Origin of the sequence: Nocardioides panacisoli, from assembly GCF_019448235.1 — a bacterium.
Taxonomy (GTDB): Bacteria; Actinomycetota; Actinomycetes; order Propionibacteriales; family Nocardioidaceae; genus Nocardioides; species Nocardioides panacisoli_A.
The window spans coordinates 1718566-1738429 of record NZ_CP080409.1 but is presented as its reverse complement, the minus strand read 5'-3'; the positions used below and the strand labels follow the sequence as shown (position 1 = coordinate 1738429).

Here is a 19864-nt window from a genome sequence, read left to right as displayed (position 1 = left end):
GGTACCGACGTCGCCTGCGTCCGGCTACAGCAGCGAGTTCGGCGCGAAGCGGGGGCGGCGGTCCTCGTCGTGCTTGGCGGGGCGGATGAACTCGAACCCGGCCGTCAGCACGACCTCCCACTGCGCGTCGGCATCGCCGCGCGCGAGCAGCTCCTCGGCGCAGTCGCGGTGCAGCGGCGGCACGTGCAGCTCGTTGCGGTCCTGCTCGCCGCGGTCGGCCAGGAAGGCGATCGGGCGGCCCAGCGGGCGCGAGCAGGCGCCGCAGACGCGGCTCAGGGCGCACTGCACGACCCGCGCCCGCTCCAGCGCGTGAGGGAAGTCCGCCCAGGCGAACGGCGTACCCGTGGTGGCGGCGGCGCTCATGCGCCCAGCCGCGACCAGCCGCCGAGCTCGGTGCGCCGGGTCGGCCGGTCCTGCTCGTGCGGCCGACCGTGTCGCACCTCGGCCGACACCGGGGTCGCGGGCTTGTCGTCGGTCGTCATCGAGTTGGGCAGCGAGAGCTTCATGATCGTGCGCAGCACCTGGCCGTACTGCCGGTGCAGCGGTCCGGTCGTGTAGGGCAGGTCGTACTTGTCGCACAGTGCCCGCACGCGGACGGCGATCTGGGCGTAGCGGTTGCTCGGCAGGTCGGGGTAGAGGTGGTGCTCGATCTGGTAGCCGAGGTTGCCGCTCATGATGTGCAGCAGCTCGCCGCCCTCGAAGTTGGCGGTGCCGTAGATCTGGCGCAGGTACCACTCCGCGCGCGTCTCGTCCTCCAGCTCCTCCTCGGTGAAGTGGAGCGCCTCGTCGGGGAAGTGGCCGCAGAAGATGATCAGGTAGGACCAGACGTTGCGCATCAGGTTGGCGCTGGCGTTGGCGACCACGACCTGCTTCCACTTGGGACCACTCAGTGCCGGGTAGAGGACGTAGTCCTTCAGGATCTGGTTGCGTCCCTTGGCAGCGATCTGCTTGAGCTGCCGCTTCATCTCCTCGGGGTCCTTCTCCAGCTTGCGGATCGCCTCGATGTCCAGGTCGTGCAGCGCCACGCCCCACTGGAAGAGGCTGGCGAGCAGCGCGTTGTAGACCGGCTGGCCGAGGTTGGCCGGGTGCCACTTCTGCTCCCGTGCCATGCGCAGCACGCCGTAGCCGATGTCGTTGTCGTGGCCGAGCACGTTGGTGAACTGGTGGTGGATGTAGTTGTGCGAGTGCTTCCACTGCTCGGCCGGCTGGCCGGTGTCCCACTCCCAGGTCGAGGAGTGGATCTCGGGGTCGTTCATCCAGTCCCACTGGCCGTGCATGACGTTGTGGCCGATCTCCATGTTCTCCAGGATCTTGGCCACCCCCAGGGCCGCCGCGCTCACGCCGAGGGCGGCCTTGCGTGCCCGCCCCGACAGCGGCGTACTGGCGATCATCCCGATCCGCGCACCGGCCGCGAGCCAGCGCTGCACCTTGATCACCTTGTTGATGTACGCCGCGTCCGCCGCGCCGCGCGACTCCTCGATCTCGCGACGCAGCGCGTCCAGCTCGGCGCCGATCTGCTCGACCTCCTCCTCGGTGAGGTGGGCGTACTCGGCGACGTCGGCGATGGCCATGGGGTGGGTCCTCTCGGTCGTGGGGTCGAAGGAGTCAGATGTCGATGACGCACTCGCCCAGTGGGACGGTGACGCAGGTCTGGATCTGCTCGTTGGGCTGCTCGAACTTCTCGCCGTTGCGCACGTCCTGCACGGCGCCGGAGATCTTGGTCAACGTGCAGGTGTGGCAGATGCCGACCCGGCAGCCGTAGGGCATGCCGACGCCGGCGGACTCGCCGGCCTCGAGGACCGTGGTCGCACCGTCGGCCTCGGCCTGCTTGCCGGAGTTCTGGAAGGCGATCGAGCCGCCCTCGCCGTCGCTCTCCCGGGCCGCGAGGGCGAAGCGCTCCAGGTGCAACTGGTCGGTCAGGCCGGCGTCCTCCCACCACTGCTCGACCGCGTCGAGCATCGGGCCCGGACCGCAGGCCCAGGTCTCCCGCTCGCGCCAGTCGGGGACGAGGTCGTCGAGGCCGGCGAGCTCGAAAATGCCCTGCTCGTCGGAGAACCACTCGTGCACGACGAGGCTGGGATGGGTGTGGTGCAGGCGCTGGAGCTCGTCGCGGAAGATCATCCGCTCCGGGGTGGTGGAGGCGTAGTGGACGGCGACGTCGCCCATCGTGTCGCGGCGGTCCAGCGTGCGCAGCATGGCCATCACCGGCGTGATGCCGCTGCCGCCGACGAGGAAGAGGCTCTTGGCCGGCGGCGGGTCGGGCAGCACGAAGTCGCCGCTGGGCAGTGCGAGGCGCACGATGGTGCCCGGCTCCAGTCCGTTGACCAGGTGGGAGGAGAGGAAGCCCTCGGGCATCGCCCGCACGGTGATCGCCAGGTGGCGCCCGTCCTTCTTGGGCTCCGAGCTCACCGAGTAGGAGCGCCAGTGGAACTTGCCGCCGACCTGCACGCCGATGCCGACGTACTGCCCGGGCCGGTGGTGGTAGTTCCAGCCCCAGCCCGGCCGGATGACGAGCGTCGCCGCGTCCTCGGTCTCCCGGACGACCTTCTCCACGCGGCCGCGCAGCTCGCGGGAGCTCCACAGCGGGTTGAGCAGCGTCAGGTAGTCATCGGGGAGGAGGGGAGTCGTGAGCTTGTCGCTGGCCCGACGGACCCGTTCCCATGTCACTGTGCGCTGCGCCACGGGGGTCAGTGAACACGTGTTGCCTCGATCGGGTCAATGGTCCGTCCGAGGTGTGTCGCTCAACGCGCGGCCGGCACCCCGAGCTCCTCGAGCAGGGCCAGCACGCGGCGCTCGATCTCGTCGCGGACCGGGCGCACGCCCGCGACGTCCATGCCGGCGGGGTCGTCGAGCTGCCAGTCCTGGTAGCGCTTGCCGGGGAAGTAGGGGCACTCGTCGCCGCAGCCCATCGTCACCACGACGTCGGCCGCGCGCACGATCTCGTCGGTCCACGGCTTGGGGTACTCCGTCGCGATGTCGATGTCGCGCTCGGCCATCGCGGCAACGGCCGCCGGATTCACCGACTCGCCCGGCTCGGAGCCGCCGGACCAGGCGATCGCCCGACCGCCGGCGTAGTGGTTGAAGAAACCCAGTGCCATCTGGGAGCGACCGGCGTTGTGCACGCACAGGAACAGCGCGATCGGCGTGCCGTCGGTGCCGTGGCCCTCGACCCGGGCAGCGGCCTGCAGGCGCTGCTTGGCGAACCGCTCGGCCAGCAGGGGCAGGAAGTTCGGCATCGTGGCGTGGCTGGCGAACTGGTCGTAGGAGGTCGTGAGGAACCGCTCGATCGTCTCGCTGTTGAAGCTGCCGGCGAAGTGGTCGGCCAGCCGGGTCGCGGCGCTCTTGAGTGCGAGACGCTGGTCGAGGGTGATGTCGGGGTGCTCGTGGATGCTCATGGCGCGGCCTCTCGGATGTCCGTTGGTGCGGGCTGATGGGGTGGTCGATGGGGAGTCAGGCGGTGGGGGAGACGCGCCGGGTGAGCTCGCCCACCCGCCGGGCCAGGTCGTCGTACGCCGCGTCGAAGGCGCGCGCGGTGCCGGGGCGCACCGGGTCGGGCACCGACCAGTGCACGTCGCCGCTGGTGCCGAGCTCCTCGTGGGCGCGGTCGCACACGGTGACCACGAGGTCGCCCGCGGCGCTGACCTCGTCGAGGTGGCGCGGCGCGACCTCGGGCAGGTCCAGGTCGTGCCGCGCCGCCGCCGCGAGTGCGCCGGGGGCGATGCGATCGGCCGGGTGCGTGCCCGCCGACGCGGTCGGCACGGCGCTGGCGCGGCGCCACAGCGCCGCCGCGAGGTGGGAACGGGCCGAGTTGGCGGTGCACACGAACACCACGCGCCCGGGGGGCGAGCCGACCACGGTCGCCGCCGGGTCGTCGGGGCTCGCGGCCAGCGTCAGGTACGTGCGGCGGCCGTCGCCCTCGGAGCGGTGCCGCGTCACGACGCCGGCAGCCTCCAGGGTCTTGAGGTGGTGGGCCAGCAGGTTCGAGGGCATCGCGAGCATCCCCGCCAGCTCCGAGGGGGAGGCGTCACCGGTGCGGAGCGTGTCGACGATGCGCAACCGCGCCGGCTCGCCGAGCGCGGCGTGGACGGCTGCCCGTCGCACGAGCTCCGAATCTACCTCAGTGTTCATTGACTCAATGCTCACTGAACTAAATCGGGAGTGTCAAGTCCGTCTCGGCTCCCCGCGTCGCCGGCAACGCCCGGAAAGCCCGCAGAATCGGGCTTCTCGGCGTGCCGTCGCCCCCGATGTGGTGATGTTCGCCATCATGGCGACGCCGATACCTTCCTGCCTGCACCGGCGGGAAGGGCCACTCGAGTTTGGAAGGTGCACCAGATGAACAAGGCAGAGCTCGTCGAGGAGCTGGCGAAGCGGACCGGACTGTCCAAGGCCGACGCCAACCGCGCGTTCGGGCAGACCCTGAACGTCATCAGCGACGCGGTCGCCGACGGCGACCGCGTGACGCTCCCGGGGTTCGGCACCTTCGAGAAGCGTGAGCGCCCGGCCCGCACGGCGCGCAACCCGCAGACCGGAGAGCCGATCAAGATCAAGAAGACCAACGCCCCCGCGTTCAAGGCCGGCGCTGGCCTGAAGAAGTACGTCGCAGCCAGCAAGAAGGACCAGGCTGCGATGCGCAAGGAGCGCGACGCCTGAGGCGTTCCCGTCTCCCACGACCGCCCCGCCCGGATGTCCGGTGCGGGGCGGTCGTGCGTCAGGCCGCTATGCAACGAGTTGCATAGTGGCGCGGAATCAGCCACCATGACGCCATGGCCCTCGAGCACGCGATCCTGGTCTCGCTCAGCGAGCGGGCCGCCGCGGGATCGGAGCTGACGCGTCGCTTCGACGCCTCGATCGGCTACTTCTGGACGGCCACGCACCAGCAGATCTACCGCGTGCTGGCCAAGATGGAGCGGTCGGGCTGGGTGAGCGTCCAGGTCGTCCCGCAGGTCGACCGCCCGGCCAAGAAGGAGTACGCCGTCACCCCGGCCGGCCGGGAGGAGCTGCGGCGCTGGATCGCCGAGCCCACCACCTCGGACCCGGTGCGCAGCGACATCGGCGTGAAGCTGCGCGGCGCCTCGCTGGGCGATCGCGCCGCGGTGCTGGACGACGTACGCCGCCTCCGCGAGGAGCACACCAAGCGGCACTCCCTCTATGAGTACCTCGCCGGCCGGGACTTCCCGGATCCCGGCGCCCTGACCGGAGCCGACCTGGACATCTACCTGGTGCTGCGCGGCGGCCTGTTGGTCGAGCAGTTCTGGATCCAGTGGCTCACCGAGTACCTCGACGCCCACGACACCACGAAGGACTCCCACCGATGACGAGCACCACCGCCACCGCATTCCCGCTGCTGACCTCACCCGCGCGCGTCGGCGGCCTCGACCTCCAGTCCCGCGCGGTCATGGGCTCGATGCACACCGGCCTGGAGGACCGGCCCTGGCACGTCGACGAGCTCGCGGCGTACTTCGCCGAGCGCGCCCGCGGCGGGGTCGGCCTCATGGTCACCGGCGGCTACTCGCCCAACGTGCGTGGGTGGCTGCTGCCGTTCGGCTCGCAGATGACCACGCGGCTCAACGCCATGCGCCACCGTCGCGTCACCGAGGCGGTGCACGCCGAGGGGGGCCGCATCGCGCTCCAGCTGCTGCACGCGGGGCGCTACGGCTACACGCCGTTCAGCGTGTCGGCGAGTGCGTCGCAGTCGCCGATCACGCCCTTCAAGGCGTCCGCGCTGTCGACGCGGGCGGTCGAACGCACCGTCAACGACTTCGTGGACAGCGCCAAGCTGGCACGCAAGGCCGGCTACGACGGCGTGGAGATCATGGGCTCGGAGGGCTACCTGATCAACCAGTTCCTGCGGGGGACCACCAACCAGCGCACCGACCGCTGGGGCGGATCGGCGGAGAAGCGGATGCGGTTCCCCGTCGAGATCGTGCGCCGGATCCGCGAGGAGCTGGGCGAGGACTTCTTCGTGATGTACCGCCAGTCGCTGCTCGACCTGGTGCCCGAGGGGCAGACCTGGTCGGAGATCGCCGAGCTCGCGCAGCGTATCGAGGCCGCCGGTGCCGACGTGATCAACACCGGTATCGGCTGGCACGAGGCGCGCGTGCCCACGATCGTCACCAGCGTCCCGCGCGCGGCCTGGGCCGACACCACGCTGCGCCTCAAGGACGTCGTGGACATCCCGGTCTGCGCGAGCAACCGCATCAACACCCCCGAGGTCGCCGAGGACCTGCTCGCCCGCGGCATCGATCTGGTCTCCATGGCGCGGCCGTTCCTGGCCGACCCCGACCTGGTCGCCAAGGCCCGCGAGGGCCGCGCGGACGAGATCAACACCTGCATCGGCTGCAATCAGGCCTGCCTGGACCACACCTTCAAGGCCCAACGCGCCTCGTGCCTGGTCAACCCGCGCGCCTGCCACGAGACCGAGCTGGTCATCGGCCCGACGCGCTCGGCCAAGCGCGTCGCCGTCGTCGGCGCCGGACCCGCGGGTCTCTCGGCGGCCGTGACCGCCGCGGAGCGCGGGCACGCCGTCACGCTGTTCGAGGCGGCCGAGGAGATCGGCGGCCAGTTCCGGCTGGCGATGCAGATCCCCGGCAAGGAGGAGTTCGCCGAGACGCTGCGCTACTACGCCCGCCGGATGGAGGTCCTCGGCGTCGACGTGAAGCTCGCGACCCCGGCCACCCCGGACCTGCTCGCCGGGTACGACGACGTCGTGGTCGCCACCGGTGTCGCGCCCCGCGACCCCGGCATCGTCGGGATGGACCACCCCAAGGTCGTGTCCTATCCCGACGCCATCACCGGGGCGGTGCCGATCGGCGACCGGGTCGCGGTGATCGGCGCCGGTGGCATCGGCTTCGACGTGACCGAGCTGCTCGTCCACCGCGAGGAGAGCCTCGCGGAGTGGAAGGTGCACTGGGGCGTCAGTGAGGACCCGGACGTCCCCGGTGGCCTCGCCGAGAAGCAGCCCCGGGACCCCCGACGCGAGGTCTGGCTGCTGCAGCGCAAGGAGTCCCGCCAGGGCAAGGGGCTGGGCAAGACGACCGGGTGGGTCCACCGCGCGGTCATCAAGGACAGTGGTGTCCACCAGCTCTCCGGCGTCACCTATGACCGGGTCGACGACGCCGGCCTGCACATCCGCGTCGACGGCGTCCCGCAGGTCCTCGACATCGACCACGTCGTGGTCTGCGCCGGCCAGGAGTCCGTGCGGGGCCTGCACGAGGAGCTGGTCGGCGAAGGCGGTCGCGCCGCGATCCACCTCATCGGCGGCGCCGACGTCGCGGCCGAGCTCGACGCCAAGCGCGCCATCAAGCAGGGCACCGAGGTCGCTGCGGCCCTCTGAGCCGGCCGGGCCGGGCGCGGGTTTGGTTGACGCTGACAACCAAACCTATGATCGACATCCGACCCGAGGAGACCCCACCGTGACCCGACCCGACTCACCGGCGCAGCGACCGCTCGTCGCGGTCGCCGTGCTCTGCACCGGTGGTCTCGCCGCGTCGATGATGCAGACCGTGGTCATGCCGATCCAGTCCGACCTGCCCGACCTGCTGGGCACCTCGGCCTCGAGCGCCGGCTGGGTCGTCACGATCACCCTGCTGGCCGGTGCGGTCGGCATGCCCGTCTCCGGCCGGTTGGCCGACATGTTCGGCAAGCAGCGGGTCTTCGTCACCAACGTGGCGGTGCTGGTGGTCGGCTCGATCGTGTGTGCCCTCGCCTCCTCGCTGTGGCCGATGCTCGTCGGACGCGGCCTGCAGGGCCTGGCGATGGGGTTGGTCCCGGTCGGTATCTCGCTGATGCGCGAGGTCACGCCGCCGCACCTGGCCTCGACGGCCATCGCCGCGATGAGCGGCACGATGGGTGTCGGCGGTGCCATCGGACTGCCGATGTCGGCCGCCATCACCCAGTACGGCGACTGGCACGCGATCTTCTGGGTCTCCGGCGCCGTCGGGCTGGGTGCCCTGCTGCTGGCGGTGCTCTTCGTGCCCCATGTGGCCGACGCCCACGGCGGGCGGATCGACACCGTCGGCGTCATCGGGATGGCGCTGGGCCTGGTGGCGCTGCTGGTCGGGATCTCCAAGTCCAGCACTTGGGGCTGGATCGACCTCCGCACGCTGGGGTTCGTGGCGCTGGGACTGGTGGTCCTCGGTGCCTGGGCGGCCTTCGAGCTGCGGGTGCGTGACCCGCTGGTGGACCTGCGCACGTCGGTACGCCGCCCCGTGCTGATGACCAACCTCGCCGCGGTCGCGATCGGGTTCGGCCTGATGTCGAACCTGGTGGTGATCCCGCAGCTGCTGCAGCTGGACCCGGCGACCGGCTTCGGCGTGGGCGCCTCGCTGCTGGAGACCGGGCTGTGGCTCGCCCCGGCCGGGTTGATGATGATGCTCTTCTCGCCGGTGTCGGGCCGGATCATCGACCGGCTCGGCGCCCGCGCCGCGCTGCTGATCGGCGGCAGCGTGGTCGCCGCTGGCTACCTGCTCGGCCTGGCCCTGATGCAGGACGCCTGGCAGCTGGCACTCGCCGCCTGCGTCATCGCGGCGGGCGTCGGGATCGCCTACGCCGCGATGCCGACGCTGATCATGGACGCCGTCCCGCCGCGGGAGGCGGGCGCGGCCGTCGGCCTCAACGCCCTGATGCGTGCGATGGGCACCACACTGTCGGCCGCGGTGATGGCCACCGTCCTCACCAGCTCGACGGTGCCCTTCGGTGGGACGTCCGTGCCGAGCGAGACGGCCTTCGCCTGGTGCTTCGGCCTCGGCGCCGTCGCGGCGCTGGTCGGCGTCGCGGTCACCCTGCTGGTGCCGCGGCGTACGCCGTCCGCGGTGGAGCCCGTCGCGGTCACAGCGGGCAGCTGACGCCGCTCAGCTCCTCCGAGACCTCCCAGAGCCGTCGGGCCAGGGCATCGTCTCGGGCCGCGGGGGAGCGGCGTGCCGGAGCCGGCCACCCGTGCAGCTCGAGCCTGCCGTGGGGACCGATGTAGCTGTTGCCCGGCAGGTCCATGGTGGCGGCGTACACCGTGCACAGCGCGCCGCGCCACGTGGGCATGCTGACCAGCCGGTGGCCGTGGTGGCCGATCCAGGTGAGCACCGGGTTGCCGGAGCCGCCGGTGATGTGGCTCGCGGTGGCGCCGGGGTGGGCGCCGACGGCGCGGACGGTGGATCCTGCTCGGGACAGCCGACGGTCGAGCTCGGCGAGGAAGAGCAGGTTGGCCAGCTTGGACTGGCCGTAGGCGCCGAAGGCGCGGTAGCGACGGCGACGCCAGGCCAGGTCGTCGAGGTCGAGGTCGGCGCCGCGGTGCTGGCGTGAGCCGATGACCACCACCCGGTCGCGGATCGCGGGCAGCAGCAGGTTGGTGAGCGCGAAGTGCCCCAGGTGGTTGGTGGCAAAGTGCGTCTCCACGCCGTCCTCGCCCAGCCCGAACGGAGCCCCGAGCACCCCGGCGTTGTTGACCAACACGTCGAGTCCGTCGTGCTCGGCGCGGAACCGCGCCGCGAAGTCGCGCACCGAGGCCAGGGAGGCGACGTCGACCTGCCGGACGGTGACGCGACCCGCGGCGTGTCCGGGCACGGTGGCTGCGGCCGCCTCGCCGCGCTCGGCGCTGCGGCACGCCATCACGACCTCTGCGCCCCGGGAGCCGAGGATTCGTGCGACCTCGAGTCCCACCCCGCTGTTGGCGCCGGTGACGACGAAGCGCCGGCCCGGCTGGGGAGGGACTGCGGTCCACGGTCGCATGGAGCGAACCCTCCCACAGGGGGTGGTCGGGCACGTGTCAGTGCCCGCCGAGGCCGCGCAGCCGGTCGAGGTCGACGATGCTGATGCGACCACGACCGAGCGTGACGGCACCGGCATCGGCGAGTTCGCCGAGCACCTTCGTCGTGGTCTCCCGCGAGGTGCCGGCAAGTGCCGCGAGCTGCTCATGGGTCAGCCGGACCTGGCGTGGACGTCCCAGCCGGCCGGGTGCTTGAGCTGCTGCGAGGGCTGCCAAGGTGCTTGCCACACGCTCGGGGACCGACTTGAACACCGTGTCGGAGAGGCGCTGCTCCAACTCGCCCAGCCTGCGTCCCAGCGTCTCGGAGATCCGGGCCGCGATGCGTGCGTCCGCGAGGAGGAAACGACGTACGTCGGCCTGGCCCATCAGGCACACGGTCACGTCGTCGAGGGCCTCGGCGAAGCTGTCGTGCATGTGCTGCCCGACGACCACCATCTCCCCGAAGATCGTGCCGGGCGCCAGGATCGCCGTGGTGAGCGCCCGGCCGTCCTCGGAGACCCGGAAGATCCGCACTCGTCCCTCCTTGAGGATGAACAGCGCCTCGAGCGGATCGTGTGGGGAGTAGATGAGGTCGCCGCGGAGGTAGGTCCGCATCGGTGCCGACCGGGCCATCCGGTCCATCTCCGAGTCATCGAGATCGGCGAAGATGTCGACCTCGGTCAGACACCAGGTGCGATCGGGGTCGTTCGCTGCGTGACCCACGTCGGCCCCCTCCTCACGCCGACCCGGCGCCCACGGCCGGGCGACGTCCAGCATGCTGCCCACCCGCTCCGGAGTGGGACAGGCGTCATCGATGTCCTCCATGGTCGCAGACGCTAGGGCTCGGGGGACCGGCCTTCTGTGAGCGTCATCACCGACCGGTGGCGACGGGAGGGCAAGCGTGGTGTCCAACCGATCCTTGGAAGGGGTGGAACCCGATGGACACCAACGTCAAGCACGCCACGCCGTCGCGGCTCGGACGGGGCGCCGCGCTCGGTGCCGGAGCAGGCGTGGTCGCCTCGGTGGCGATGGGCCTGTATGCGATGGTCGCGTCACTGGTGAAGGACACCGGCTTCTTCACACCGCTGCATCACATCGCGACCGTGATCGTGGCGCCGGACGACCTGATGAGCTCGATGATGAGCGGGATGACGGGCGACGGCGCGTGGGAGGTGGCTCCCGGGACGGCGCTCCTCGGCCTGGCCGTCCACGTGATGACCGGCGCCGGTTACGGCGCGGCCTTCGGTGCCATCGCCTCGCGGCTGAGGTCGGCAGGAGCCGCGGTCCTCGCCGGTCTGGGTGCGGTGTGGGGCGGCCTCGTGTTCGTGATCAGTTCGTGGGTGGGACTGCCCCTGGCGGCGGCGGTCTTCGGCGTGTCTGACCTCGCTGAGGGCGGCATGGCCGGGATGAACCCGATCGCCGACATGCCGGAGATGGCCGGTTGGGGAACGTTCTTGGCCGAACACGTGTTGTTCGGAGTGGTCACCGGGCTGCTCGTTGCGGCGGGCCTGCGCCCTGGCCGCCGCCATCCACGCCAGTAGCGTGGGGACAACCGATCCGGAAGGGACGCGATGAGCGCCGACATCAACTTCTACTTCGACCCCGTGTGCCCGTTCGCCTGGATGACGAGCAAGTGGGTCCGCATGGTCGCCGCGCAGCGTGACTACGAGGCCGAGTGGCGCTTCATCTCGCTGCGGCAGGTCAACGCGCACATCGACTACGACAGCCACTTCCCCGAGGGCTACGAGGCCGGCCACACCGCCGGACTGCGGCTGCTGCGCGTCGCCGCCCACACCCGGCACGACCACGGCAACGACGCCGTGGCCCGGCTGTACGAGGCATTGGGCGGCCGCATCTTCGAGTCCGCGCCGCTCACCGACGCGGTCGGCCCCGACGGACTCGACCACCGCGGCACGGTGGAGTTCACCGAGTCCGTGCTGACCGAGGTCGGCCTGCCGACCGAGCTGGCCAAGTCGCTGGACGACGAGGACCTCGACCCGGTCATCCAGGCCGAGACCGACGAGGCGCTCGGCCTGACCGGCAAGGATGTCGGTACGCCGATCATCCACTTCCAGCCGCCCGAGGGCGTGGCCTTCTTCGGTCCGGTCATCAGCCGCCTCCCGCGCGAGGAGGAGGCCGCCGAACTGTGGGACCACGTCGTGGGCCTCGCCGGCTTCCCGGGCTTCGCAGAGCTCAAGCGGAGCCTGCGGGAGCTGCCCCAGCTGCCCGGACTCGGCGTGGAGCCGGGCGACACCGGTGCCGAGGAGGACTGGCACGGCGGGAGCCGACGCCTCAAGAAGTGAGTGCGACGGTCACCGTGGCACCGCCACGGTGACCGTGGCGCCGCCGTAGCCATGCTCCTGGTCCCGTCCCTGGACGGTGACCTCGTCGACGTCGTCGGGGATCTCCACGCCCGTCTGCGTGCGGGTGAAGGGTTGCTCGCCCGCGTGGTCGTGCAGGAGCCGGTGCTCGCCGTGGACGGTGTCGTCGGGTCCCAGCACCCGCCAGCCGTCGGCGTACCGCTCCGGGGAGTCGTAGGGCGAGCTGACCGTGACCTCGAGGGAGTAGCTGCCGTCCTGCTCCTCGATCTGGACCTCGACGATGTCGGGGTGGCGCTGGTCGTCACCGCTCCCGCCTGGCGACGACTCGGGATCGGATCCGCACCCGGTGGCGACCAGCAGCATCGCGGTCACGGCGAGGAGTGCGGACCTCGTCATGGTCAGCGCCGGGCCAGGACCAGCGCGAAGTCCTCGTCGGGGTCGGTCCACCACTGCTCCAGCACGAAGCCGGCCTCGGCGAGCTCCTCGTGGACCCCGTCGCGGCGGAACTTGCAGGAGTACTCGGTGAGGAGTTCCTCGCCGCGCTCGAAGCCGACGGTCAGGTCCAGCGCCGACAGGTGCACCGTCATCTCGCGCTGGGCACGCAGGCGCATCTCGATGCGCTCGTCGACCTCGTTCCACACCGCGACGTGGGTGAAGGCGGCCACGTCGAAGTCGGCGGCGAGCTCGCGGTTGAGCACCCGCAGCGCGTTGCGGTTGAAGTCCGCGGTGACACCCGCGGCGTCGTCGTACGCCGCCACGAGGCGGGCGGGATCCTTGACCAGGTCCAGGCCCAGCAGGAGCGCCTCGCCCGGTTTCATGCCCGACGCGAGGTCGGTCAGGAACTGGTGCCGCCCGGCACGGTCGTGGTTGCCGATCGTGCCCCCGAGCAGCGCGACGAGGCGGTGGCCCGGCTCCGGCAGGTCGGCGAGGTGACGGTCGAAGTCCGCGACCGCGCCGTGCACCCGGAGGCCGGGGTAGTCCGCGCCCAGGGCGGCCACGGCCTCCTCCAGCGCGCTGGCGCTGACGTCGACCGGCACGTAGGCCGTGAGCGCCCCGTCACCGGCCAGTGCGTCGAGCAGCAGACGGGTCTTCTCGCTCGACCCCGACCCGAGTTCGAGCAGTGTGTCGGCCCCGGCCGCGTGGCCGATGTCGGTGGCGTGGGCGCGCAGTAGCGCTGCCTCGGTGCGGGTGGGGTAGTACTCCGGCAGCCGGGTGATCTCCTCGAAGATCTCGCTGCCCCGGGCGTCGTAGAAGTACTTCGGCGGCAGCCACTTCTGTGCCGCGGTCAGCCCGGTGCGCGCGTCGTGCTCGAGGGCCTCGCGCAGGTCGCCCGGCTCGAGGAGCACCTCGATCTGGGTGTCGGGCACGTCGTCACCGGCCCCCGTTGTCGGCCAGGCGCACACCCGTCACGGGCCACCGGGCGCTGGGCGGGAAGAAGTTGCGGTAGGAGGCCCGGGCATGTCCCGGAGGTGTCAGGGCGCAGCCGCCGCGCAACACCATCTGGCCGGACATGAACTTGCCGTTGTACTCGCCGACCGCGCCCTCGGCGGCCTGGAACCCGGGGTAGGGCAGGTAGGCCGACCCCGTCCACTCCCAGCAGTCGCCGAAGAGCTGGCGAAGCTCGCCGGTGGGCGCTCCGGCCGGGCGGGGATGGAACGAGGTGAGGTTGGCGGTCTCGGCGGGGTCCCCGGCGTCGTACTCGCGCGCGGCGTGCTCCCACTCGGCCTCGGTGGGCAGCCGTTTGCCGGCCCAGGCGGCGTAGGCGTCGGCCTCGTAGTGGCTGACGTGGCACACCGGCAGCGCCGGGTCGACCGGGTGGGTGCCGTGCAGCGTGTGCTCGAACCACAGGCCGTCGGCCTCGGTCCAGTAGAACGGCGCGCGCCATCCCTCGGCCTGGACCTTGCCCCAGCCGTCGGAGAGCCAGAACTCGGGGCGCTCGTAGCCCCCGTCGGCCATGAACTGCTGCCACTCGCCGTTGGTGACCAGCCGGTCGGCCAGCCGGAACGGCTGGAGGTACTGCTGGTGGGGTGGCAGCTCGTTGTCGAAGCTGAACGCGGCGCTGTCGTGCCCGATCTCGACCAGGCCGCCGTCGAACTCCACCCAGCCCAGCGGCCCGGCGTGACCGGTGGCCGGGGACCCGGCGTACGTCGGCTGGAGCGGGTTGAGCGAGAGGACGTGCTTGATGTCCATCAGCAGCAGCTCCTGGTGCTGCTGCTCGTGGTGGAAGCCGAGCTCCACGGTCGGCGCGAGCTTGGCGAAGGTGCCGTCGTCGAGGCCGTCGAGGAGGTCGCGCATGCGCTCGTCGACGTTGGTGCGGTAGTCGCCCACGTCGTGGGCGCCCGGGCGGCTGACGACGCCGCGCATCGGGCGGGAGTACCGCGGGCCGATCGCTTCGTAGTAGGAGTTGAACAGGAACCAGTACTGGTCCTGGAAGGGCGCGAAGCCCTGCTCGTGCTCGGAGAGCACGAAGGTCTCGAAGAACCAGGTGACGTGGGCGCGGTGCCACTTCGTCGGCGACACGTCCGGCATCGACTGCACCGTCTGATCCTCCGGGGACAGGGGGGCGGCCAACTGCTCGGTGTAGGCACGGACCTCGTCGAAGCGACGGAGTGCGACCTCGGTGTCGAACCCGGACAGGGGAGTGCTCGCTGCGGCGTTCACCCTCACCACTGTGCCACGCGCCACCGACAGCGGTGGGGGATCGTGATGACGAAAAAGTGACGGGTGTCGGTGCCGCGGCCGTCGCGAGGTCGGCGGTGTGGGATCAGCCTGCGTCCGCGCGCAGGTCGCGCAGGGCGTCCTGGATGCCGCGGTGGAAGGTCGGGTAGGCCCAGATCATGCCCGCCAGGGTGGCCAGCGGGACGCGCGCGTGGACGGCGACCGCGAGGGCGCCGAGCACCTCCCCGCCGGTCGGTCCCACCGAGACGGCACCGACGAGCCGGTCGTTCTCGCGGTCGGCAACCAGCTTGATCAGGCCCGCGTTGCCCTCGCCGTGCAACCAGCCGCGCGTGGTCGCGGCGACATCGGCCCGACCGACGGCGACGTCGATGCCGGCGTCGCGGGCCTGCTGCTCGGTCAGTCCCACGCCACCGACCTCGGGATCGGTGAACGCCACGCGGGGCAGCGCGTGGTACTCCGCGTCGCCGGCACCGCGGCCCAGCAGGTCGGCGACCACCAGGTCGGCCTGGTAGGTCGCGACGTGGGTGAAGGCACCCCGCCCGGTCACGTCACCGACGGCCCAGACGCCGTCCCGCACCCGCAGGTGGTCGTCGGTCGGCAGCGACCCGGGATCGCCCTCGAGGCCCAGCGCCACCCAGGTGTCCGCGTCGATCGCGGGCCGGCGCCCGGTCGCGACGAGGAGCTGCTCGGCGTGCACCGGCTCGGCGCCGTCGAGGTGGACGGTGAAGCCGTCCCGGTGCTCCACGCCGGTTACCGATACCCCCAGTCGCAGGTCGACGCCGTCCTCCCGCAGGCGCTCGGCCAGCAGCTCGCCGGCGTCGGCGTCCTCGGCCGGCAGGGGCCGTGGGGCGCTCTCGAGGACGGTGACGGCGACCCCGAACCGGGCGTGGACCTGCCCGATCTCGCAGCCCACCACGCCGGCACCGATCACGGCCAGGCTGCGGGGCAGCTGCTCGGTCGAGATCGCCTCCCGGTTGGTCCAGTACGGCGTCCCCGCCAGTCCGGGGATCGGTGGTGCCGACGCGGTCGTGCCGGTGGCCACGACGAGGCCGCGGGAGGCGGTGAACTCGACGCCGTCGACCTCGACCCGGTCCGGGGCGAGGATGCGGGCGCGACCGCGTACGAAGTGCACGCCGGCGTCGGTGAGGCGGTCCACGGCGATCGTGTCGTCCCAGCCGGTGGTCGCCTTCTCCCGGATGCGCCGCGCGACCGGTGCCCAGTCCGGGTGCACGCCGTCGACGGTGCCGGCGGTGCCGGGCACGCGGCGCGTCTCGGCGAGCAGGTCGGCGGCGCGAACCATCATCTTGGTCGGGATGCACGCCCAGTAGGGGCACTCGCCCCCGACGAGCTCGGCCTCGATGCCGACGACGTCGACCCCGGCGGCCGCGAGGGAGCCCGCGACGGACTCACCCCCGACGCCCAGGCCGACGACGATGACCTCGGTGTGTCGCTGTTGGTTCATGACGCCTCCACGTGGTCGGGCTCGTCGGCGTCGCGGCGCCGACGGGGCAGGAGTGCGACAGCGGCCAGGGCTGCCAGCACGATGGCGAAGCCGACCAGCCCGACCTCCGCGGCGCGGCCCGCGAGCCACTGTTGGATGCCCTCGGCAGCGCCGACCACCGGGTCGGCACCCGCGTCGCCGTGGAGCACGCGGAGCTCCCACGCGCCGTACCAGGCGACGTACGCGCCGGCGAGGAGGAGGATCCCACCACCGACGCGGGTCATCACGCCGCCGCTGCGACGCAGCCGGGTGATGAGGTCGCCGCGGGCGAGGGCGACGGCGACGGCCGCGGCGCCGACGACCGCACCCATCGCGAGGGCGTAGGCGCCGAAGAGCACGATGCCGGCCGTGGTCGAGCCGGAGCGGAAGCTGCTGACCACCACCGCCAGGAACGGGGCGATCGTGCAGCCCAGCGAGGCGACGGCGTACGACGCCCCGAAGCCGGCCATCGCGGGCCAGCTCGTCGAGAGCGCACGTCCGCGCCGCGCCGTGCTCCCGCGACGCGTGAAGCTGGGCAGGGAGCGTCCGGCGAGCACCCAGCCGCCGGCGAGCGCGAGCACCACCCCGAGCACCACGGTGAAGATCGGCAGGTAGGCCTGCACCGAGGAGGCCACCGGGGCGATCGCCAGCCCGAAGAGCAGGAAGACCCCGCCGAACCCCAGCGTCAGCGCCGTCGTGGCTCGCGCCGCGCGGCCGAGTGCCGCACGGCGTCCGGGCGCGGAGTCGTCGAGCACGAAGACCGAGAGGTACGCCGGCAGCAGGGCGAAGCCGCAGGGGTTGACCGCGGCGACGAGTCCGGCGCCGACGGCGAGGGCGAGGGTGGAGGAGTCCGGCCAGGTCATGCTGCTCAGCCCCGGGCGAGTTCGGTGACGACGTCGGTGAGCTCCTGGTCGGCGAGCTGGCCCTCGGCGACCACCTGCCCGTCGGCGTCGAGCACGGTGTAGGAGCTCTGTGCCGTCACGCCGAAGTGGCTCCACACGGTGCCCTCGGGGTCGATGAGGTGGGTGAGCCCGTCGATGTCGCCGGCGGTCTCGGCGATCGCCGCCTCGTCGGAGAGCCCGCCGACGCCGACGAAGGACACGTCCTCGCCGTGGCGCGCCGCGAGATCGGTGAGGTTCGGAATCTGCGCCCGGCACGTCGGGCACCAGGGCGCCCAGAACCACAACACCGTCGGCTGCCCCTCGAGGCTCTCGCCCTCGAAGGTGTCGCCGCCGAGGGCTGTCGCCTCGAAGGCCAGGTCGGCCACGCTGCTGCCCGATGTGCTGGCGGCATCAGTCTCGGGGGCGGTGGTCGGAGTCGAGCCGCAGGCCGCGAGGACGCCGGCGAGGACCAGTAGGGCGATGACGCGCATTGCTTCATTGTGGCCCCGAATCGGGACCTCGGTGTGTGATCACGCTTACGGAACGGTGACGGGGCGTGGGGAGGAGAGTGGTCCCATGGGAGTCGGTGACGCACGGGGCCTCCTCGCCCTCGCCGCGTTGTTCCTCTCCGCGTGCGGTGGCGCGACGACCGAACGCGGAGTGGGGCACGCGAGCGGCGGGCCCCGACTCGATGTCCCGTCGGCGCTGGTGGAGCGGACACATCCGTCCTTTCCCGACCCGCTGATCGACGTGGTTGACCTGGTCGCCGGAGGGCCCCCACCCGACGGCATCCCGCCCATCGACCGCCCGCGGTTCACGTCCGTCGGCGAGGTCGATTGGCTGGCCGCCGATGACCCGGTGCTCGCGCTGACGATCGGTGCGGAGACGCGTGCCTATCCGCTCGAGGTCATGGTCTGGCACGAGATCGTCAACGACGTCGTGGGCGGCACACCGGTGGCCGTGACCTACTGCCCGCTGTGCAACTCCGGAGTCGCTTTCCACCGGGAGATCGACGGCCGGGTGTTGGACTTCGGGACCTCCGGGCTGCTCTACGTCGACAACTTGGTGATGTATGACCGACAGAGCGAGTCGTTGTGGCCCCAGCTCACCGGGCTCGCCTCCGTCGGGCACCTCACCGGCGAGCAGCTCGAGCGGACCCCGCTCGGCCTCACCGGTTGGGACCAGTTCCGAGCCGCCCACCCCGACTCGCTCGTGCTGAACCGCGACACCGGTCACGACCGGGACTACGGTCGTAACCCCTACATCGGGTACGACGACCCTGACGGTCGGTTGCTCGCACCCGTCCCCGGTGGGACCGACGACCGGCTGCCGGTCAAGGAACGTGTCGTCGGCCTCGAGGGCGAGGGTGATGTCGTGACCCTCCGGCGCAGCGCCGTCGCGACCGCCGGGGCAGTGAACGTGGAGGTCGGCGGCACGGTGCTCACCGTGTGGCACCAGCCCGGGCAGGCCTCCGCACTCGATGCGCCGGAGATCGTGGACGGGCGCGACGTGGGAACCGTCGCGGTCTTCGAGGCCCGCCTCGACGGCCGGCCGTTGACGTTCAGCCGCGAGGCGGGCGGGTTCGTCGATGCGCGTACCGGTTCCAGGTGGAACATCCGCGGCCATGCCGTCGACGGGCCGCTCGTCGGCGAGCGGCTGGTCGAGTACCCCTACCTCGACACTTTCTGGTTCGCCTGGATCGGGTTCCGGCCCGATGCCACGATCGAAGAGATCGGCGTCAGCTGACGCGGACGACGAGCTTGCCGAAGTTCTGGCCGCGCAACATCCCGATGAAGGCCTCGGGAGCGTTGGCCAGGCCGTCGACGACGTCCTCGCGGTACTGCAGCCGGCCGTCACGGACCCAGGCGCTCGCCTCCTCCAGGAACCGGGCCTCGTGCTCGGCGACGAACTCGGTCTGGATGAAGCCGCGCACGGTGAGGCTGCGGATCAGCACCTGCTGCATCAGCATCGACATCCGGTCGGGGCCGGGCGGCAGCTCGGTCTGGTTGTAGTGCGCGACGAGGCCGCACACCGGGACGCGGGCGTAGGTGTTCAGTCGCCGGAGGACCGCGTCCCACACGTGGCCGCCGACGTTCTCGAAGTAGACGTCGATGCCGTCCGGTGTCGCGGCGGCCAGCTGGTCGGCGAAGTCCGGCGCGCGGTGGTCGATGGCGGCGTCGAAGCCGAGCTCCTCGACGTGCGCCACCTTCTCCGGACCACCGGCGATGCCGACCGCACGCGCCCCGAGGATCTTCGCGATCTGGCCCACGGTGGCGCCCACCGGCCCGGAGGCCGCGGCCACGACGACGGTCTCGCCCGGCTGGGGCCTCCCGATCAGCGTCAGGCCGGCGTACGCCGTGAAGCCCGGCATGCCGAGCACGCCCAGCGCCGTCGAGATCGGGGCTGCCTCCGGGTCGAGCCTGCGCACGTGCTCGGGCCGCGCGACGGCGTACTCCTGCCAGCCCGCGTGGGCGACCACGACGTCGCCGACCGCCAGCGCCGGGTCGCGGGACTCGACGACCTCGCTCACCGTGCCGCCGACCATCACCTGGCCGAGCTCGACGGGGTCGGCGTAGGACTTGGCGGTGCTCATGCGGCCGCGCATGTAGGGGTCGAGCGAGAGGTAGCGAGTGCGGAGCAGCACCTGGCCCTCGCGCGGCTCGGGCACGGCGCCCTCGTCGATCTCGAAGTTCTCCGGGGTCGGCTCGCCCTCGGGGCGGGAGTGCAGCAGGACTCGGGTGTTCGTGGTGGTCACCCACCCATCGTG

21 protein-coding genes are annotated in these 19864 nt (G+C 71.7%); 7 read left to right on the top strand and 14 right to left on the bottom strand.

Annotation, left to right across the window (positions count from 1 at the left end):
* Nucleotides 1-24 precede the first annotated feature (24 nt).
* Genes KUV85_RS08535 through KUV85_RS08515 form a run of 5 tightly spaced genes read right to left on the bottom strand, consistent with a single transcriptional unit; the run spans nucleotide 25 to nucleotide 4128 of the window.
* A complete protein-coding gene (locus KUV85_RS08535) occupies nucleotides 25-363 on the bottom strand; it encodes a hypothetical protein (RefSeq protein ID WP_219962784.1) in 339 nt (112 codons plus the stop codon).
* Complete coding sequence (locus KUV85_RS08530; RefSeq protein ID WP_219962783.1) at nucleotides 360-1571, bottom strand: fatty acid desaturase family protein; 1212 nt, start codon at nucleotides 1569-1571, stop codon at nucleotides 360-362. The genes KUV85_RS08535 and KUV85_RS08530 overlap by 4 nt, the downstream gene beginning before the upstream one ends.
* Nucleotides 1572-1605: 34 nt before the next feature.
* Nucleotides 1606-2682, bottom strand: a complete 1077-nt coding sequence (locus KUV85_RS08525; RefSeq protein WP_219962782.1) for a ferredoxin reductase — start codon at nucleotides 2680-2682, stop codon at nucleotides 1606-1608.
* A 59-nt stretch (nucleotides 2683-2741) separates the two neighbouring features.
* Nucleotides 2742-3395 carry an arsenate reductase ArsC gene (locus KUV85_RS08520; RefSeq protein ID WP_219962781.1) on the bottom strand — a complete coding sequence of 218 codons (654 nt, stop codon included), beginning with the start codon at nucleotides 3393-3395 and terminating at the stop codon, nucleotides 2742-2744.
* 55 nt (nucleotides 3396-3450) lie between these two features.
* A complete protein-coding gene (locus KUV85_RS08515) occupies nucleotides 3451-4128 on the bottom strand; it encodes a helix-turn-helix domain-containing protein (RefSeq protein WP_219962780.1) in 678 nt (225 codons plus the stop codon).
* Nucleotides 4129-4158: 30 nt separating this feature from the next.
* On the opposite strand from KUV85_RS08515, the gene KUV85_RS17695 reads away from it, so the two are divergent.
* From KUV85_RS17695 to KUV85_RS08495, 4 genes are all read left to right on the top strand, one after another.
* Entirely contained in the window at nucleotides 4159-4650 is a 492-nt protein-coding gene (locus tag KUV85_RS17695) for an HU family DNA-binding protein (RefSeq protein WP_425299391.1), read from the top strand.
* A gap of 113 nt (nucleotides 4651-4763) precedes the next feature.
* Nucleotides 4764-5315, top strand: coding sequence for a PadR family transcriptional regulator (locus tag KUV85_RS08505; RefSeq protein ID WP_219962778.1), 552 nt, complete (start codon nucleotides 4764-4766; stop codon nucleotides 5313-5315).
* Nucleotides 5312-7333 carry an NADPH-dependent 2,4-dienoyl-CoA reductase gene (locus KUV85_RS08500; RefSeq protein WP_219962777.1) on the top strand — a complete coding sequence of 674 codons (2022 nt, stop codon included), beginning with the start codon at nucleotides 5312-5314 and terminating at the stop codon, nucleotides 7331-7333. Before KUV85_RS08505 ends, KUV85_RS08500 begins: the two co-directional genes overlap by 4 nt.
* Before the next feature lie 79 nt (nucleotides 7334-7412).
* Nucleotides 7413-8843: an MFS transporter gene (locus KUV85_RS08495; protein WP_219962776.1), complete on the top strand. Its 1431-nt coding sequence runs from the start codon at nucleotides 7413-7415 to the stop codon at nucleotides 8841-8843.
* On the opposite strand, the gene KUV85_RS08490 is transcribed toward KUV85_RS08495, so the two are convergent.
* Nucleotides 8827-9720, bottom strand: a complete 894-nt coding sequence (locus KUV85_RS08490; protein ID WP_219962775.1) for an oxidoreductase — start codon at nucleotides 9718-9720, stop codon at nucleotides 8827-8829. The genes KUV85_RS08495 and KUV85_RS08490 overlap by 17 nt on opposite strands.
* Before the next feature lie 37 nt (nucleotides 9721-9757).
* A complete protein-coding gene (locus KUV85_RS08485) occupies nucleotides 9758-10561 on the bottom strand; it encodes a Crp/Fnr family transcriptional regulator (protein WP_219962774.1) in 804 nt (267 codons plus the stop codon).
* A 113-nt stretch (nucleotides 10562-10674) separates the two neighbouring features.
* Here KUV85_RS08485 and KUV85_RS08480 point away from each other — a divergent pair, with 113 nt between their 5' ends.
* Entirely contained in the window at nucleotides 10675-11277 is a 603-nt protein-coding gene (locus KUV85_RS08480) for a hypothetical protein (protein WP_219962773.1), read from the top strand.
* Between the two features lie 30 nt (nucleotides 11278-11307).
* Nucleotides 11308-12039 carry a DsbA family protein gene (locus KUV85_RS08475; protein WP_219962772.1) on the top strand — a complete coding sequence of 244 codons (732 nt, stop codon included), beginning with the start codon at nucleotides 11308-11310 and terminating at the stop codon, nucleotides 12037-12039.
* A gap of 9 nt (nucleotides 12040-12048) precedes the next feature.
* Here KUV85_RS08475 and KUV85_RS08470 read toward each other — a convergent pair whose 3' ends face one another.
* The 6 genes from KUV85_RS08470 to KUV85_RS08445 form a co-directional block, all read right to left on the bottom strand.
* Complete coding sequence (locus KUV85_RS08470) at nucleotides 12049-12453, bottom strand: hypothetical protein (protein ID WP_219962771.1); 405 nt, start codon at nucleotides 12451-12453, stop codon at nucleotides 12049-12051.
* A gap of 2 nt (nucleotides 12454-12455) precedes the next feature.
* On the bottom strand, nucleotides 12456-13424 hold the full coding sequence (gene egtD, locus KUV85_RS08465) for an L-histidine N(alpha)-methyltransferase (protein ID WP_219962770.1): 969 nt from the start codon (nucleotides 13422-13424) through the stop codon (nucleotides 12456-12458).
* A gap of 4 nt (nucleotides 13425-13428) precedes the next feature.
* Nucleotides 13429-14718, bottom strand: coding sequence for an ergothioneine biosynthesis protein EgtB (gene egtB / locus KUV85_RS08460; RefSeq protein WP_237690228.1), 1290 nt, complete (start codon nucleotides 14716-14718; stop codon nucleotides 13429-13431).
* A gap of 103 nt (nucleotides 14719-14821) precedes the next feature.
* Nucleotides 14822-16198 carry a dihydrolipoyl dehydrogenase family protein gene (locus tag KUV85_RS08455; protein ID WP_219962769.1) on the bottom strand — a complete coding sequence of 459 codons (1377 nt, stop codon included), beginning with the start codon at nucleotides 16196-16198 and terminating at the stop codon, nucleotides 14822-14824.
* Nucleotides 16195-17079: a cytochrome c biogenesis CcdA family protein gene (locus tag KUV85_RS08450; RefSeq protein ID WP_219962768.1), complete on the bottom strand. Its 885-nt coding sequence runs from the start codon at nucleotides 17077-17079 to the stop codon at nucleotides 16195-16197. The genes KUV85_RS08455 and KUV85_RS08450 overlap by 4 nt, the downstream gene beginning before the upstream one ends.
* A gap of 5 nt (nucleotides 17080-17084) precedes the next feature.
* On the bottom strand, nucleotides 17085-17588 hold the full coding sequence (locus tag KUV85_RS08445) for a TlpA family protein disulfide reductase (RefSeq protein WP_219962767.1): 504 nt from the start codon (nucleotides 17586-17588) through the stop codon (nucleotides 17085-17087).
* Nucleotides 17589-17673: 85 nt separating this feature from the next.
* Between KUV85_RS08445 and KUV85_RS08440 the strand changes: the two genes are divergently transcribed.
* On the top strand, nucleotides 17674-18843 hold the full coding sequence (locus KUV85_RS08440; RefSeq protein ID WP_219962766.1) for a DUF3179 domain-containing protein: 1170 nt from the start codon (nucleotides 17674-17676) through the stop codon (nucleotides 18841-18843).
* Here the strand turns inward: KUV85_RS08440 and KUV85_RS08435 are convergent.
* The gene (locus KUV85_RS08435) at nucleotides 18836-19852 is read right to left on the bottom strand and encodes an NADP-dependent oxidoreductase (RefSeq protein ID WP_237690227.1); all 1017 of its coding nucleotides are present in this window, start codon (nucleotides 19850-19852) and stop codon (nucleotides 18836-18838) included. The genes KUV85_RS08440 and KUV85_RS08435 overlap by 8 nt on opposite strands.
* Nucleotides 19853-19864 lie beyond the last annotated feature (12 nt).